The organism is Streptomyces sp. sk2.1, from assembly GCF_008120935.1.
Taxonomy (GTDB): Bacteria; Actinomycetota; Actinomycetes; order Streptomycetales; family Streptomycetaceae; genus Streptomyces.
The window spans coordinates 60,329-75,686 of sequence record NZ_RDBO01000059.1 but is presented as its reverse complement, the minus strand read 5'-3'; the positions used below and the strand labels follow the sequence as shown (position 1 = coordinate 75,686).

Annotated in this window: 11 protein-coding genes and 1 pseudogene; 8 read left to right on the top strand and 4 right to left on the bottom strand. The window is 73.5% G+C overall.

Annotation, left to right across the window (positions count from 1 at the left end; translation table 11 throughout):
* Positions 1 to 299, top strand: a pseudogene (locus EAO76_RS21740) (hypothetical protein); the annotation flags it as partial.
* On the opposite strand, the gene EAO76_RS21735 reads toward EAO76_RS21740, so the two are convergent.
* Complete coding sequence (locus EAO76_RS21735; protein WP_148837629.1) at positions 241 to 1,137, bottom strand: RNA polymerase sigma-70 factor; 897 nt, start codon at positions 1,135 to 1,137, stop codon at positions 241 to 243. The pseudogene EAO76_RS21740 and the gene EAO76_RS21735 overlap by 59 nt on opposite strands.
* A gap of 231 nt (positions 1,138 to 1,368) precedes the next feature.
* On the opposite strand from EAO76_RS21735, the gene EAO76_RS21730 reads away from it, so the two are divergent.
* The 4 genes from EAO76_RS21730 to EAO76_RS21715 all read left to right on the top strand — a co-directional run bounded on the left by EAO76_RS21730 (position 1,369) and on the right by EAO76_RS21715 (position 7,045).
* A complete protein-coding gene (locus EAO76_RS21730; RefSeq protein WP_148837628.1) occupies positions 1,369 to 2,004 on the top strand; it encodes a GNAT family N-acetyltransferase in 636 nt (211 codons plus the stop codon).
* A 70-nt stretch (positions 2,005 to 2,074) separates the two neighbouring features.
* Complete coding sequence (locus tag EAO76_RS21725) at positions 2,075 to 2,389, top strand: hypothetical protein (protein ID WP_148837627.1); 315 nt, start codon at positions 2,075 to 2,077, stop codon at positions 2,387 to 2,389.
* Positions 2,390 to 2,510: 121 nt separating this feature from the next.
* Positions 2,511 to 3,080, top strand: coding sequence for a hypothetical protein (locus tag EAO76_RS21720; RefSeq protein WP_148837626.1), 570 nt, complete (start codon positions 2,511 to 2,513; stop codon positions 3,078 to 3,080).
* A complete protein-coding gene (locus tag EAO76_RS21715; protein WP_148837625.1) occupies positions 3,080 to 7,045 on the top strand; it encodes an ATP-binding protein in 3,966 nt (1,321 codons plus the stop codon). The genes EAO76_RS21720 and EAO76_RS21715 overlap by 1 nt, the downstream gene beginning before the upstream one ends.
* A 257-nt stretch (positions 7,046 to 7,302) precedes the next feature.
* On the opposite strand, the gene EAO76_RS21710 is transcribed toward EAO76_RS21715, so the two are convergent.
* Both EAO76_RS21710 and EAO76_RS21705 read right to left on the bottom strand, forming a co-directional pair.
* A complete protein-coding gene (locus tag EAO76_RS21710) occupies positions 7,303 to 8,616 on the bottom strand; it encodes a hypothetical protein (protein WP_262375642.1) in 1,314 nt (437 codons plus the stop codon).
* A 4-nt stretch (positions 8,617 to 8,620) separates the two neighbouring features.
* The gene (locus EAO76_RS21705; protein ID WP_148837624.1) at positions 8,621 to 10,879 is read right to left on the bottom strand and encodes a hypothetical protein; all 2,259 of its coding nucleotides are present in this window, start codon (positions 10,877 to 10,879) and stop codon (positions 8,621 to 8,623) included.
* A 445-nt stretch (positions 10,880 to 11,324) separates the two neighbouring features.
* Here EAO76_RS21705 and EAO76_RS21700 point away from each other — a divergent pair, with 445 nt between their 5' ends.
* A complete protein-coding gene (locus EAO76_RS21700) occupies positions 11,325 to 12,248 on the top strand; it encodes a carbohydrate kinase family protein (RefSeq protein WP_148837623.1) in 924 nt (307 codons plus the stop codon).
* A 58-nt stretch (positions 12,249 to 12,306) separates the two neighbouring features.
* Here EAO76_RS21700 and EAO76_RS21695 read toward each other — a convergent pair whose 3' ends face one another.
* Positions 12,307 to 12,822 (bottom strand): DUF6630 family protein, encoded by a 516-nt coding sequence (locus EAO76_RS21695; protein WP_148837622.1) that lies wholly within the window; start codon positions 12,820 to 12,822, stop codon positions 12,307 to 12,309.
* A gap of 243 nt (positions 12,823 to 13,065) precedes the next feature.
* On the opposite strand from EAO76_RS21695, the gene lysA reads away from it, so the two are divergent.
* Together lysA and EAO76_RS21685 are read left to right on the top strand one after the other, a co-directional pair.
* On the top strand, positions 13,066 to 14,418 hold the full coding sequence (lysA, locus tag EAO76_RS21690) for a diaminopimelate decarboxylase (protein ID WP_148837621.1): 1,353 nt from the start codon (positions 13,066 to 13,068) through the stop codon (positions 14,416 to 14,418).
* Positions 14,419 to 14,427: 9 nt separating this feature from the next.
* Positions 14,428 to 15,351: a LysR family transcriptional regulator gene (locus EAO76_RS21685; RefSeq protein WP_148837620.1), complete on the top strand. Its 924-nt coding sequence runs from the start codon at positions 14,428 to 14,430 to the stop codon at positions 15,349 to 15,351.
* The last annotated feature ends 7 nt before the right edge of the window (positions 15,352 to 15,358 follow it).

Genomic DNA, 15,358 nt, shown 5'->3' with positions numbered 1-15,358 from the left:
CGACCGCCCACCGGCGCCTGCTGGAGGTGTTCCTCTCCGCGGCGCGGACGGGTGATCTGGCGGTGCTGGAGGACGTACTCGCCTCGGACGTCGTCAGCTACTCCGACGGCGGCGGGATACGCGGGGCCTCGAAGATCCCGGTCGTCGGGCGGCTGCACGTCTCCAAGTACCTCGCGGCCTTCGCACCGCGCTTCTGGCCGCAGGCGGACGTCCGGTGGGTGGAGGCCAACGGGCGGGCGATCAGCCGTCCAGGGACTCCACGTAGGGCGACAGCTTGGCCGGGTTCATCACCCACATGATCCGGTCGATGCCCTCCGCGGACACGTCGACGCACAGCAGGGCCATGGCGTTCCCGCCGGACGAGACGAGCACGGCCGCCCGCCCGTTGGCCTCCACCCACCGGACGTCCGCCTGCGGCCAGAAGCGCGGTGCGAAGGCCGCGAGGTACTTGGAGACGTGCAGCCGCCCGACGACCGGGATCTTCGAGGCCCCGCGTATCCCGCCGCCGTCGGAGTAGCTGACGACGTCCGAGGCGAGTACGTCCTCCAGCACCGCCAGATCACCCGTCCGCGCCGCGGAGAGGAACACCTCCAGCAGGCGCCGGTGGGCGGTCGGGCTGACACGTCGCCTGCGCTCGGCGGTCAGGTGCTTGCGCGCGCGGCTCACCAGCTGACGGGCGTTGACCTCACTCGTCTCCAGGATCTCGGCGACCCGCCCGTACGGGTAGTCGAAGGCCTCCCGCAGGACGTAGGCGGCGCGTTCCACCGGGTTGAGCTTCTCCAGGACGAGGAGGACCGCCAGTTCCAGCGCCTCGGCCCGCTCCGCCCCCAGCTGCGGGTCCGGGGCGGTGTCGACCGGTTCGGGAAGCCACGGGCCGACGTACGACTCCCGCCGCACCCGCGCGGACCGGGCCAGGTTGATCGCCAGGCGCGTGGTGATCGTGGTCAGGTAGGCCGTGGGTTCGAGGAGGTTCGTACGGTCCGCCTGCTGCCACCGCAGCCACGCCTCCTGCACGATGTCCTCGGCCTCGGCGGCGCTGCCGAGCATGCGGTACGCGATGCCGAAGAGCCGGGGGCGTGCCGCGAGGAAGTCCTCCGTGGCCCGGTCGAGGGAGTCGGCGTCGACACCAGCGTGCATGGTTTGGTTCCCTTCCGGCCTCGTCGCCCGCCATGTTACAAGCGGCCGGAGCGACCGTGTCCGAGGCTGGCCGCGAGTACCGAACCGGCGTTTCGTGCCGGGGAGTTCGTCGCGGCCCGTCCAACCCGGCGAGGAAAACGACTGCCGCGAACCATCCGGCGAAGTAATGTTTGCTTCGATGAAATGACCATTACTTGATCGGTGGTTCGGCCGCCGGTCCGGGAGGGCTCGATGGTTGCGAACACGGTCAGGACCTGGGCGGCGGGCTGGGCCGTCTCCCGGCGGACGCCTCCGCCGGTCGAGAAGCCCTGGGGGGTCCACATCGAAGTGGCCGACAGCCCCGTCGAGGTGGGGCGTCATGTCCTGCCCGAGGCCGAGGAGTCGCTGGTCCGCAGTGCCGCCGCCTCGGTGACCGCGCCGCGGACGTGGATGAAGACGCCCGCGGAACCGGAGCGGATCGAACCCTGGCTGCCCCGGGACTGGGTGATGGCCTGGGAGGACACCGGGCATCTGATGGTGATGGACCTGATGGCCACGAACCCGGTCGCGCCGGAGGGGTACACCGCGACCCTGGAGACCGCCGGGGCCGTGACCCGTGTCCGGGTGCTGGACGGGGCGGGGGCGACGGCGGCCCAGGGGCAGATGGCGTTCCTCGGCGAGGAGGTGGTCGTGGACCGGGTGGTGACCGACGGGGCCCATCGGCGGCGCGGGCTGGGCGGCTTCGTGATGCGCACGCTCGCCGACCGTGCCCTGGAGGCGGGCGCGGTCCTCGGCATTCTCGGCGCGACCGACGCCGGACGCGCGCTGTACGAGACGCTGGGCTGGAAGAAGCACGCGACGCTGGCGGAGTGCGTCTACCGGCCCTGAGGCGGGGGAAAACGACCGCATGGCCCCGGCCGGGCGGCGACCGCGGGGCGCGGTGTGAGGCAATGGATCCATGAGTCACTTCATGTACGACGTCATGGGCGGGACGGTTGACGAACCCGGTCCGGAGGCGATGGGGCGGGTGCTGGACGGCCTGGCGGACGCCGACGACGAACACCCCGACGTGTCGCTGTCCCACGAGAGCGGCTGGTCCCTCAGCGCGTTCCGTGACGGCCTGCTGATCTGGGAGAACGTGGAGGACGACCCGGCGGCCGCGACGGCTCCGGGGGAGATGCGGGTGGCCGGCCGCGAGGAGACCCTTCGGCTCTTCCGTCTTCTGGCGGCGGGCGACATCGCATCGATCGAGGCTCTTCCCTGGCGGAGGTGAGGACCGGTGGCGACCGGTGAACACGGCGTGCCACCGGGGAAGCCGCGGAATGCCCGGGGTTCCGCCACATCCGCGCACGGGCGGTAATACGATCTGGCGCAGGTGGCCCGAGGAGGCATTCATGGAACCGATCACGCTCGCTGTCCTCAGTTCCGTCGTCCTCACGGAAGGCGTCAGGTTCCTCTACGAACAGGCCGGGGAACTGCTCCAGCGCCGCAGGGGCCGCGACGGGGCGGACGACGCCGAGGGCGCGGGCGCGAGCGACCCCGTGACGCTGGACGTGACCCACCCCGGGCTCTTCCCCGCGACCGTGGAGCCGGCCCGTGCGGACACCGAGGTCGTCCAGCGGTTCCGGGCGGACCTGACCGCGTTCTGGCAGGTACTGGCACCGTACGCGAACGGCATCACCGACATCGACCCCGAGGACCGGACCCTGCTGGAGACGGCCGACGCGGTACGGAACATCCTCGAGGCGGTCTACGGCAGGCGCCTCACCTTCGCGGGCGAGACCCGCACGGAGCGGGAGCTCGCGGTGTCGGGCCGGGTGCGGGCCGAGGAGATCGCCGGTGACGTGGCCGGCGTGCGCGCCCGCGGCGTCAACTCCGGCCGGGTGGAGGGCAGCGTCGTGGCCGGGACGGTGGCGCGCGGCGGCACCGTGTCCGGGGTCGAGATCCAGGGCGACATCGGCTGATGGCACCGGAACGGGAGCGCGGGGACGGTGAGTTCGTCGGACGCTCCTGGATCGTGGAGCGCGCACTCGACCATCTGGCCCGGCGCGGGGACGAACCGCTCCTGATCGTCGGTCAGCCGGGTTCCGGCAAGACGGCCCTGGCGCTCGAACTGCTGAACAGGATCGGACCGGGCGACGCCTCCACGGTCGTGGTCGGGCACCTGTGCCGCGCGGACGACGACGACACGCTCCTGGGGCACGGCCTCGTCACGGCTCTGGTCGACGCCCTGATCCGCCGGGACGGGCACTTCGCCGGGCTGACGCGCGCGGAGCCCGGCCCGACCCTCAACGCCACCGTGACGGTCGGTTCCGCCGAGCCCGGCGCGCACATCCGCGGGATCAACGTCGAGTCCCTGCGGCTGGGGGCGGAGTCAGCGCGCTCGGCCTTCAACCGCCTGGTGCGCAAGCCACTGGAGGACATGCCGGATCCACCGGCCGTCGTCCTCGTCGTCGACGCGCTCGACGAGGCACGGTCGATCGACTCCCACGAGAACGTCATCACGCTGCTCGCCCACATGACCTCGGGCCTGCGCCGTACCGGACTGGACTTCCGCATCCTGCTGACCAGCCGCGAGGTCGAGGAACCGGCGCTCCGGCGCATCGGGGGCCGACGCGTGCACCTCGCGCACGACGCGCCCGCCGGGACCGACGACGTCCACGACTACTGCCTGGCCCGCCTGACCCGCGACGGATCACACCTCCGCGCGGCCGACCGCGACGGGGAACACCGCCCCGGGGCCCGGGCACGGTCCCGACGGACCCTCGCGTCGAGGATCGCGGCCGGGGCGGCGGGCAACTACCTCTACGCCCGTCACGTCATCTCGTCCCTGGACACCGACCGGCAGGACGCGGACATCGACGCCGTCGAACTGCCCGGCGACCTCGGCGAGGTGTACGACGACTTCCTCGACCGGGCTTTCGCGTCCCTCGCATGGCGCACCGTCAGGCCGGTCCTGACCCTGCTGGCAGTCGCCCGCGCCCCCGGCATGACCGCCGAACTCCTCGCGGCCGTGACCACGAGGAACCTCTCGGACGTCGAGGACGCCCTCGCCGACATCGGCGAGTTCACCCGACGCGAGGGCGACGCGGTGCGGATCTACCACGAGTCCTTCCGCACCCACCTCCTGTCCGGCACCCGGCACCGCGTCCACCCGGTCGAGGCGCACCGGGCCGTGGGCACGGCGTTCCTCGCCGGGAAGGCCGACGACCCCTACCTGTCCAGGCACTACAGCCACCACCTCCACCGGGCGGGCATGCACGAGGAGCTCTGCGCCCATGTGCTGGCCACCGTCGGGAGCCCGGGGACGAGGGCCGCCGCCTTCTCCGGCGCGGACCTGGAGCACCTCGGACACGCACTCGCGTCCGCCGTCCGGACCGACGACCTCACCGCCGTGGCCCCGGTGCTGCTGCGCCGGGCCGGGGCCACCCGCCTCCTGGCCGAGGACCCGTTGGCGGTGCTCGCCGACACGGGCCCGGAGGCGGCCCGCGAGCTGGCGGGCGCCTACCCGTACGAACACGGTGCCCTGTGGCAGCTGATGATCGCTCATCGGCTCCGGAAGGACGGCCGGTTCGGTGAGTGCGCCGAGCACCTCCGGTGGTTCGACGCCACCCACCGCGACGAACTGCCGGAGCGGTCACAGGGGTTGGCGGCCGTTCTCCTCGCGGGCCTGCAGCCCGAGGAGGGCGACGATCCGGCGACGGTCCATGGGGCCGGGCTGCTCGACGAGTTCCACACGGGGATGCTGGCACGGCATCTGCTCGACCGGGGGGCCGTCGAGCGGGGGATGGACGCGGCGTGGCGGATCGAGTCCGTCGAGGCACGCGCCAAGCTCCACGGCCACGCGCTGTGGTCGGCGGCCGAACGGACGGGGCCGGTTCCGCCCCACCGCGTCGCCGAGCGGATCGCCGCCGAACTGGCGCGGCAGCCGTACGGCAGGAACGCCACGGTCGAGGCGGTGCACGCGATGGCCCTGTCCTGGGTACCGCGGGAGCGGTCCGGGGAACGGCCGGGCATGCTCGTCCGGCTGTCGCGTTTCCCGATCGAGTACTCCTCGGCACTGGCGTCGGTGCGCCCGCCCGTCGACACGGCCGCCCGGCACGAGGCGGAACGGGCGTCGCAGGCGATGGACCTGCTGCGCCCGCGCGACATGACGCCGTACGAGCGGCTGTGGGTGGACCTGAACGGGGCCCGGCTGGCGAGACGTTCCGGCGCCGACGACCTGGCCGACGGCACCATGCGCCGGTTGCTGGGAGGCCGGCCCGACCTGTTCGACACGGAGGGTCTCCTCCAGCCGGTGACCCCACCGCACGACGACTTCGTCCACGGCCCGTGCCAGCAGGGGCTCGTCCTGGAGATCGCCCGTGAGTGCGTGCGCGCCGGACGCGTCACGGACGCGGAGGACCTGGCCCGCGAGATGCTCGCCTTCCACGGCCACGACGGCGTGACCATCGCCGTCGACCTCATCCGCCGGTTCCACGAACACGGCGAGGGTCTTCGCGCGGACGCGTTCCTGGACGACTGCGTGGCCCTGCTCCGCGAGCGGACGACGTCCCACCGGTACCTGGCGACGTACCTGTTGCGGATCTCCCGCGAACTGTCGGAGGTCCTGCCGGAGCGACGGGCCTCGGAACTGGAGGCGGAGGCCGGGCGACTCGTGTGCGAGCTGCTGAGCGACCGGCGCACGGACCTCCGCTTCGCCCCTTCCGGGATGGCGGTCCTGTACGCCCGGCTGGCGGCCGCCCATCAGCGACGCGAGAACGACGGACGCGGGGAGGACGGCGGACGTGTCGCGCACTGTGTCGCGCGGGCCCTGTTCTGGGCGGATCCCCCGGACTTCGACGGGCCGTCCGCCGGTGGACCCGACGCGGGGTACGAGTCCCTGGCCGTCCACTTCTCGGGGGTCCGGGACGGAGCCGCCACGAGGACGGCCGCGGAACGGATGGGCGGGCGGCGCGCCGAACGCGTGACGGCCGCGGCCGATCGGCTGGTCGGACGCGGCGACCGGCGGGGCGCCCTGAACCTCCTCGATGCGTTCGGCCTCAGGAACGACAGGGCCCGGATCCTCGTCCTGGCCGAGCAGGGCCGGCCGGAGGAGGCGCTCCGGCAGGCGATGTCCCCGGACGTACCCATCGGGGTGCACCTGGGACTGAGGAGAGTGCTTCTGGACCACGGCGACACCGAACGGGCGGACAAGCTGGCCGAACTGATGCTGGAGCGCCTGGCGGACCTGCGGAAGCACGGCCCCGCGATCGGTTTCGAGCAGTGTCGCAGGGGGTTCCTCTTCGCCGAACTCCACGCGCGTCTCGGCATGTACGACGAGGCCGTCGCCGGTTTCCGGCACGCCGGTGCCCTCTTCGCCGACGAGGCCGAGGACTGGCTGGCCATGAACATTCCGGTCGGCGGCGACCCCTACGCGCCGGGGGAGCGGGACGATTCCGCCCACGACGGGCAACGGGACGGGCTGAGCGAGACGGCTCTCACCTTCGAGGGCAGATTCGCCGAGGCGGTGTTCGAGGGCGGGCACGTCGACCGGGCCCGTGAACTCGTCGAGGGCATCAGGACCTCGGAACACGGGCGTTTCGGTTCCCTGTTCCTGGGCTCCGGCCCGCTCGCCCTGCGGGCCAGGGCCCGGACGGCGGCCGCATGCGGCTTCCTCGACCTGCTGACCGGCAGCCTGGACGAACTCCCCGCCGACGGCCCGGCCGTGGCGGGGGCCATCGCCTCGCGCGCGCCCGAGACGCCGTACGGGCGGGTGCCGGACAACCTGCGCAAGGTCGTCGCGACCCTGGCCCCGTACTGTGCGGGCGACGTCGACGCGACCCTCGCCCTGTGCGCCACGCTCCTGGACGCCGCCCCGGAAGCCGCCGACGTCGTCCACCGCGAGGTGCGGGAGCGGCTGGACCTCCACGCCCCGACGGTCGGATAGCCGCCACCACGGGCGATCTTCCCGCGGACGGCCCTCGTCGACCGGCCACCGTCGGTGCCGGAGGGCCGCGCGGTGTGCCGGTTCCTGACCGGGCACCGGCGGGCACCGCCGGCCGACCGCGCCACATCCTCGACGAGGCCCTGCGAAGAGCACTCGCCGCGGGACGCATCCCCCTCCGTACGGTCCGGGCGGGCGGCGGAACGGCGGAGCGCCGGTCCCCTCGGGGAACCGGCGCCCGGCCGAGGGGCACGCGGTGCTCAGCCCCCGGCCGCGTCGTGGTCCTCGGCCCGCCGCCGGGCACGGCTGAACTCGCCGGAGCCGACCCGGGCGGCGAGGGTGTCGTCGGGGCCGGACAGCAGGGAACCGTAACCGGTCGCCGCCCACAGGCTGCGCGCGGCGGGCACCTCGAAGTAGGGCACGGTGCGGCCCCGGTCCCGGACCGCGAGCACCTGCGGCGACCGGCGGGCGCGCAGGGCCCGGTCGCAGTCCTCGCAGACCGCGACGTCGACCCGCTCCCGGCGGCCGAGCGGGCGCCAGGTGGTCCGGCGGACCGCGGTGCCGTGCCGGGGGTCGAAGAAGCACAGCGGGAGTCCGGGGGCCGGGGCCAGGGCGGAGCGTCCCTCGGCCACCAGGGCCAGTACTCCGGCCAGGTCGGGCAGCCCCCGTGCGGCGTCCAGCACCCGGCCGGCCGCGTCGTAGGCGTCCAGGGCCCGGCCCAGGCCCGGGGTGGCGGCGCCGTCGGTGTCCTCCACCGCCTCGCCGAGGGCGAGCAGTTCGTCGGCGGCCCGGCGGCGCAGCCCCGCCTCGTCGGCGGCCTCGTCGGCGGCGAAGACGGCGTCGGGGAAGGCGAAGGCGGTGTGCCGGGGCGAGCGGCGGCGACGCGCCAGGAAGACCCCGCCGCCGGCGAGGACCAGCACCGAGGCGACCACGAGCAGGGTCCCCGGGACGCCGAAGGAGCCGGAAGCACTCCCGTCGTTCTCGGGCCGGGCCGAGTACTTCTTGTCGAGCTCGGCGGTCTCGGCCTCGTAGACCTCGGTGCCGTTGCCGTCCTCGATCAGTTCCACGGCCCTGCCGACCCGGGCGGCCAGCCCGGCGTCGTCGAGTTCGTCCAGGAAGCCGACCGCGGCGGCGGCGTCGCGGGTCTGATGGGCGTCGGTGGGCCACTCGGTGCCGCTGAGCCACTTTCCGTAGTCGTCGGTGGTGATCAGGATCAGCTTCCGCAGGCCGAGCCGTTCCTTGACCACCGAGGCGAGGGCGCGGGCGCTGCCGTCGAAGGCGTCGCCCTTCTTCAGCGGCACCAGCACCACCTTGATCGGCAGGCCGGTCGCGGCGATCTGATCGGCCAGGGCCCGCTGCTGGGTGGGGGTGACCGCGGCCGAGTAGAACGGGTCGACGTAGACGGGGTCGGTGGCCAGCGCCCCGGCGATCGTCGAGGCGGTCGGCCCGGGCCCGGCACTCTCGGCACGGGCGGGGGCGCCGGTGCCGAGCAGCACCGCGCAGGCCAGCAGCAGCGTGGCGAGCAGCCCGGCCGCACGGCCGCGGGAGGCACCGGACGGACGGTCGTCGGTCATTCGTTCACTGGACACTGGCGGACTCCCTGGCCCTGAGTACGAGTGCTTCGATGCCTTCGCGGGCGGCCGGCAGGACCTGTCCGGCCTCGTCCCAGGCGGTCCGGTCATGGCCGCCGGTCCCGGGCAGCCGCAGCAGCCGTTCGGTGGCTTCGTGCTCGCGGGAGGCCGGGCCCCGGGCGACGCCGCGCAGGGCGTCCCGGCAGGCGGGGCACAGCCGCGCGGACCCGGGGCCGATGCCGAGACCGGTGAGCCACCCCGGGACCTTGCCGCCGGTGGCCTCGCCGTGCAGCGGGTTGAGCCGGCAGAGGGAGGAGTGGAGGTGCCCCCGGAGGGCGTCGAGTCCGGCCCGGGAGAGCACCACGACGGCGGCCAGGTCACCCGCCCCGGTGGCCTCGTCGCCGGTGTCGGCCAGCAGCCCGGCGGCATCCAGGCAGTCCCAGGCGCGGGCGCGGCCGGGCGCGTCCTGCTCGGCGGCGGCCAGCTGTCCGGTGAGTTCGCGGACGTCGGCCGCGGCCCAGGCGCGCAGTTGCCGGACGGACGGCAGCGCGGCGGCGGGCCGGGGGACGGTGTGCCGCGGTGGCGAGGGGTCGGCCGCGCGGGCGCGGCGGCGTTCCAGCACGGCCCGCGCGATGACGATCCCCAGCCAGGCGATCAGCAGCAGCACGCCCAGCAGCATGACGCCGAGTCCGATCCCGGGCCCGAAGTCGCTGCTGAACAGGCCGGGCAGCCGGTTGTCGTGCAGCGGGGGCAGTTCGGTGTCGCGGGCCGCGGGGTCGTAGCCCTTGCTCGGCCGGGCGGCGGCGACGGCGTCCAGGGTCCGGTCGAGCCGCGGCATCACCCGCAGGTCGCCGTCCCTGCGGTACTCCGGGTGGCGGACGTCGTACGGCAGGAGCCCGAAGCGCCGTGCGGCGTCCTGGTCGGTGCCGAAGGTCTCCAGGGCGATCCGGCCGGACACCGGATCGACCAGTACGTAGACACCGTCCTGGCCGGTGCGCCGGTGGACCAGGGCGAGCAGGAGGCCGTCGTCGCCGCCGCTCTCGTCGTCGCTGTCGGACGGTGTGACCAGTACGTGCACCGGGCCCTTGGGCGCGAGTTCGGCGATCCGCTTTTGGAGCGCGGGCAGGTCGGCCCCGGTCAGTACGTCCGCGGCGGACGGGTCCTGGTAGACCGGTCCGGTGGCGAGCCCCTCGGCCACCTCCTCCACCCGGGCGTCCAGGTCGGCCCGGGTGACGTCGAGGTACGGGCTGTCGATGGTCTGCGGGAAGACGGTGGGCGCGGACAGCACCACGGCGAACACGGCGGCCACCGTCGCCACAAACGTCACCGGCAGCACACCGCGACGGCGGGCGGCGGGCCAACCGGTACGGGTCCGGGCCTTCGGTTCCGCCGGGGCTCTGCCCGAGCGCCCGGCCGGACCCTTGCCCGGGGTCGTGCCCGAGCGCTTGGCGGGGCCCTTGTCCAGGACGACGGCCGGGCGCCTCGGACCGCCGACGGCCTTCTCGTTCCCGGTCTTTCCGCCCCCGGCCGGTCGCGGTCGGCCGGGACGGCGGTAGGAGAGCCGGATGCCGAGGGCCAGCACCAGGCCCGGGAGCACCACCACGGCCAGACCGAGCAGCAGGTTCTGGTTCTGCCGGTCGGTGGGACTGATGTACAGATCGGGTTTGTCGTGCTCGTGGTACCGGTCGTGCAACTCGTCGGCCTCGGCGGCGGCCCGGTCGTGGCCGGAGGCGATCGCGTCGACGAAGGACTCGAACGCGGCGAGCGGTCCGGCCCCGTACGGGGTGCCGTACAGGGCGATGCGGCGGGCTTCGTCGACCGGTACGTCGACGCCGAACGCGGAGGCGGTGATGGTGCCGTTGTCGCTGATCAGCACATAAAGGCCGTCCTTGCCGAGCCGGTCGTGCACCAGCGCGAGCAGCGTGGCGTCCCCCGCGGGCAGCGCCAGTACGTAGGTGGGCACGCCGGTGCGTTCGGCGAGGGCGGCGATCTTCGGGGAGAGCGAGCGCGGCAGCCTGCGGGGACGGTCGGCCGAGACGTACACCGGATCCTTGCGGAGCTCCTCGGCCAGGCGCTCGGATTGGGTCGCGCCCCCGCCGGCGGTGGTCGTGGTGGGCGCTGCCGTGACGCCCGGCGCGGTGCCCGGGCCGGCCGCGACGGCCGTTCCCGCGCCACCGAGGAGCACGAGGGCCGCGAGTGCCGTGCCCGTCCGGACCCTGAACGTCCCGGCCCGTCCCCGTCCCCGTATCCCTGCCAACGTCCTCATCGGCGCCCTCCCGGTGGTTCGGCCGGTCACTTTACCCGCGCCGGATTTCGGCGACGACATTCACGAGACCTTCCGCCGGACATTCGGCCTTCGCCATGGACCCGGGTTTTCCGTCGGAGCGGGACCGATCATTTTGGTTTCCGCGCCAGGATTGAATTTCCGTGGTGGTTCCGGAAGCGCCCGAGGCGGAAGAACGAGCCGCACCCGGTCGAATTCCCGGGCCCGGGACAACACACGTCCGGTGCCGCCCTCCCGTTTTCCCCGTGGGGGCGACAAGACGATGGGCAAGGGAGCGGAGAAGAAAGGGAGTTGCATCGTTGCGAGCCCGTCGGCACATCTCCGTACCCACTGAGGGGCCCACCGGTCCGGCACGACGGCATGCGGCCGTGGAAGGCCGCTTCGGCCACGGCATACTGGGCCGCGGCGGGAACGGAAAGGTTCGGAGATGACCCGAGAGAACACGCGGTACGACGTCCTGGTCGTCGGAGGCAGCGGGGTGGACACCATCGTGCGGGTCGACGCCCTGCCCGTCCCGCTCGCCGACTCGGTCCACGTCGGGCCGATCGAGGAGTGGCCGGGCCACACCGGAGGGAACGTGGCCCTCGGCACCCGGGCGCTCGGCCTGGAGGTCGCACTCCTCGACTGCATCGGCGACGACTGGATCGGCGCCCAGGTGCGCGAGCGAATGGCCGCCGGAGACGTGGAGTTCGACCCGCTGATCTCCGCGGCGGGCACCCGCCGCGCCGTGAACCTGGTGGACGCGACCGGACGCCGGATGTCGTTCTACGACGCGCGCGACCCGGCCGACCTGAGGATGCCCCGGGACTTCTACCTGCCGAGGCTGCGGCGCACCCGCCACGTCCACCTGTCCATCATGAACTTCGCCCGCTTCCTCTACGACGACATCGAGGAACTCGGCGTCCCGGTCTCCACGGACCTGCACGACTGGGACGGACTGGCGGACCACCACCGGGAGTTCGCGCTCCGCTCCGACCTCGTCTTCCTCAGCGCGGCGGGCGCGGGCGGGAACACCTTCGCCCTGATGCGGGAAATCCTCCGCGAGGGCCGCGCGGACACCGTGATCGCCACGGCGGGCGCGGACGGATCCCACGTACTCACCCGGGACGGCGGCTCCACCCCGCACCACATTCCGGCAACCGTCCCGTCCGCACCGGTGGTGGACTCCAACGGAGCGGGGGACGCGTACGTCTGCGGCTTCCTGTACGGGAGGCTCGCCGGCCGGGACCCGCTGGAATGCGCCCGACTGGGTGCCGTGGCGGGGGCGTACGCCTGCACCGCGCCGGGTTCCACCGCCCTCGCCCCGCAGGAGGTCCTGCTGGCTTCGGACCTTGCCCGGAAGGGGAGTTGACCGTCCGTGCCGATCCGGGACGCCGGCCCTCCGCCCACCGCGGACCGGGGCGGTGTCCTCAGTCCCCCAGGGTCCGGGCGGTGAAACCCGCGCGGGCGGCGAGCGCCGTCAGCTCCTCGGCCCGCGCCGCACGCAGACACACCACCGGGTAGCAGTCCGACTCGATGTCGAGCACGGCGAGCGCCGCGCCGACCTCGCGATGGTGCCGACCGCAGGCGGTCAGGAACTCGTGGGTCGGCAGGGACGTCTCGGCGGCGTCGAGGAGCACCCAGGGGTCCACCGACGGCCGGGAGGCGAGCATCCCCAACTGGGCCCGGATCTCCTCCGGGTCCTCCTTCCAGTCGAATTCCACGAGCAGCCGGTGAGCGTCGAGCGCGTCCACGAGCGCTATCCACGCGAGGTCCGCGACGGGCTCGTCGATGCCGCGCTCATCCAGCCGGTCCGCATGCGCCCGCACATAGCCCTCGGGATCGTCGTGGGCGTGCAGCACCTGCTCGGCGACGTCCGGATGGGCCGGTGCGAGAAGCGCCGCCAGGGCTTCCAGCGAGGTACGGACCGTATCGGTGTCGGACATGACGTGCGCTCCTCGGGCGGTCGTGGGGTCGGGCGATCGTACGGCCGGAGCCGTCACCGGGGAGCGGTGCTCCCGGGCGTTCACGAAGGAGCCTGGCACAGGGGTGTGACAACGGACGCGGGCCGGACCCGCAGGTACGGAACGAGCATCGAAAAGCGTGAGGCTCAGCCATAGAAGAATGCGCTTTTATGCCCCCCGCGCAAGCCGCAGGATGGCTGCGATCCGGCTTCTGGGGAGGAACGCGTGACGTCAGCCATCGAATCGGGCCTGCTGCCCGGCACATCCGAAATCCGTCCGGAGGGGTTGGCCGTCGGCGGCGTCCTGCTCACCGAACTGGCACACCGTTTCGGAACACCCCTCTTCGTGTACGACGAGGAGCATCTGCGACGGCGCTGCCGGGAGGCGGTCGCCGCCTTCGGCCGGGACAACGTCGCCTACGCCTCCAAGGCGTTCCTGTGCACGGCCATGGCCCGACTGGCCCACGAGGAGGGGCTGTTGCTCGACGTCGCGTCCGGGGGCGAGCTGCGGGTCGCGCTGCACGCCGGGGTGCCCGCCGACCGGATCGTCCTGCACGGCAACAACAAGGACGCGACGGAGCTGCGCACGGCCATGTCCGCCCGGGTGCGGCACCTGGTGGTCGACAGCTTCGACGAGATGGACCGCATCGAACGGCTGCACGCCGAGGAGCACCTGCCGCCCGCCCGGATCCAGCTGCGGGTGGCGCCCGGAGTGGCCGCCGGCGCGCACGAGGCGATCCGGACCGGTGGCAACGACTCGAAGTTCGGCTTCGGCCTCGCCGGCGGGATCGCGGCGGCCGCCGTGCGCCGGGCCGCCGATTCCCCGGCGATGGTCCTGGAGGGGGTCCACGCGCACGTGGGTTCGCAGGTGCTGGACACGGCGGAACTCGCGGCCGGTGCCGCGGCCGTCGCCCGGTTCGCCGCCGACACCCGCGTGCACCGGCTCACGGTCGGCGGCGGCCTCGGCGTCGCGTACGAGGCGGGACAGACCCCGCCGTCGTTCGCCGAATGGGCGGCCCGGGTGCGGACCGCGGTGCGCGACGCGGGCTGGGGCTTCTCGGTGACGGTGGAGCCGGGCCGGTCCATCGCCGCCCGCGCCGGGCTGACCCTCTACCGGGTGGGCACGATCAAGCGGATCGAGGGCGTGCGGACGTACGTGAGCGTGGACGGCGGGATGAGCGACAACCTGCGCCCCGCCCTGTACGGCAGCCGCTACGAGGTGTTCCTGCCGCGCAGCCCGCGCGCCTCCCGGCCCATGCGGGCACGGCTGGTCGGCAAGCACTGCGAGAGCGGTGACGTGATCGTCGACGACGCGGCCCTGCCCGCCGACGTCGCGGTGGACGACCTCCTGGCCACGCCGGTCACCGGCGCCTACGGATACGCCATGGCCTCCAACTACAACAAGCTGCCGCGCCCCGCCGTCGTCTTCGTGCGTGACGGCCGCGCCCGCGCCGTGGTGCGCCGGGAGACCGAGGAGGACCTGCTGCGCCTGGACGTGGACGAGTCCGCCGGGCTCCCGGAGCCGACCCGGGTACAACGATTTGGTGCCGGAGCGGCACAATGCGTCGGTACGTCCTAACCTGACCCGATGCTGAACAGTGCCCGACTGCTCGTCCTGCTGGAGATCGCCCGTACCGGCACCATCGTGGCCGCGGCCCGGGCGCTGCATCTGAGCCCCTCCGCGATCTCGCACCAGCTCGCCCGGCTGGAGCAGGAGCTCGGGGTGGCGTTGGTGGAGCGTCAGCCGCAGAGTCTGCGGCTGACCGAGGCCGGGGTGCGCCTGGCCGAGCACGCGCAGGCGGTCGCCGACCTGATGGCCGTGGCCCAGGACGACCTGCGGGCGCACTCCGAGGGCGAGGCCGGGGTCCTGCGGCTGGGTTTCTTCGCCTCCTCGGGCCTGGAGCTGCTGCCCCGGGCCCTGTCGGCGTTCGCGGCGACCCGGCCCCAGGTCGAGCTGGAACTGATCCTCGGGCAGCCGCACGAGCTGGTGCCCGACCTGGAGGCGGGCCGGCTCGACGCCGCGGTCGTCTTCGAGCATCCGCTCGACCCCTGGTGCCGGCAGGCGACCGTGGACGTGGAGATGTTCTTCGACGAGCCGCAGCTGGTGGTCCTTCCCCTGCGGCACCGCCTCGGCCGGCACGCCGAGGTACGGCTCGCCGCCCTGGAGGGGGAGAGCTGGATCGGCACGCACGGCGGCCACACCGGTGAACCGGTGCTGGAACGCGCGTGCGCGGCGGAGGGCTTCCGCCCCCGGGTCCGCTGCCGCAGCGACCACTACCAGGTCACGATCAACCTGGCCCGTGCGGGCATGGGCATCGCACTCGTCCCGGCGCTCGGGATCGGTGACACCACCGGCGTGCACGTCTGCCGGCTGGACCATCCCCGGCTGCACCGGCGCATCGGCGTCGCCACCCGGCCCACCAACCGCAACCCGCTGCTGCGGATCTTCCTCGACGACCTGCGGTCGGCCGCCGAGGAGATCCGGTCGCTGCTGGAGGTGCAGTGGGCGTGACCGGGGG

Bases quoted from the DNA above. Each gene is read 5' to 3' on its own strand.
- EAO76_RS21715 (WP_148837625.1), top strand. From the start codon at position 3,080: ATGGCACCGGAACGGGAGCGCGGGGACGGTGAGTTCGTCGGACGCTCC.
- EAO76_RS21725 (WP_148837627.1), top strand. From the start codon at position 2,075: ATGAGTCACTTCATGTACGACGTCATGGGCGGGACGGTTGACGAACCC.
- EAO76_RS21730 (WP_148837628.1), top strand. From the start codon at position 1,369: ATGGTTGCGAACACGGTCAGGACCTGGGCGGCGGGCTGGGCCGTCTCC.
- EAO76_RS21735 (WP_148837629.1), bottom strand. From the start codon at position 1,137: ATGCACGCTGGTGTCGACGCCGACTCCCTCGACCGGGCCACGGAGGAC.
- EAO76_RS21705 (WP_148837624.1), bottom strand. From the start codon at position 10,879: ATGAGGACGTTGGCAGGGATACGGGGACGGGGACGGGCCGGGACGTTC.
- EAO76_RS21685 (WP_148837620.1), top strand. From the start codon at position 14,428: ATGCTGAACAGTGCCCGACTGCTCGTCCTGCTGGAGATCGCCCGTACC.
- EAO76_RS21720 (WP_148837626.1), top strand. From the start codon at position 2,511: ATGGAACCGATCACGCTCGCTGTCCTCAGTTCCGTCGTCCTCACGGAA.
- EAO76_RS21695 (WP_148837622.1), bottom strand. From the start codon at position 12,822: ATGTCCGACACCGATACGGTCCGTACCTCGCTGGAAGCCCTGGCGGCG.
- EAO76_RS21700 (WP_148837623.1), top strand. From the start codon at position 11,325: ATGACCCGAGAGAACACGCGGTACGACGTCCTGGTCGTCGGAGGCAGC.
- EAO76_RS21710 (WP_262375642.1), bottom strand. From the start codon at position 8,616: ATGACCGACGACCGTCCGTCCGGTGCCTCCCGCGGCCGTGCGGCCGGG.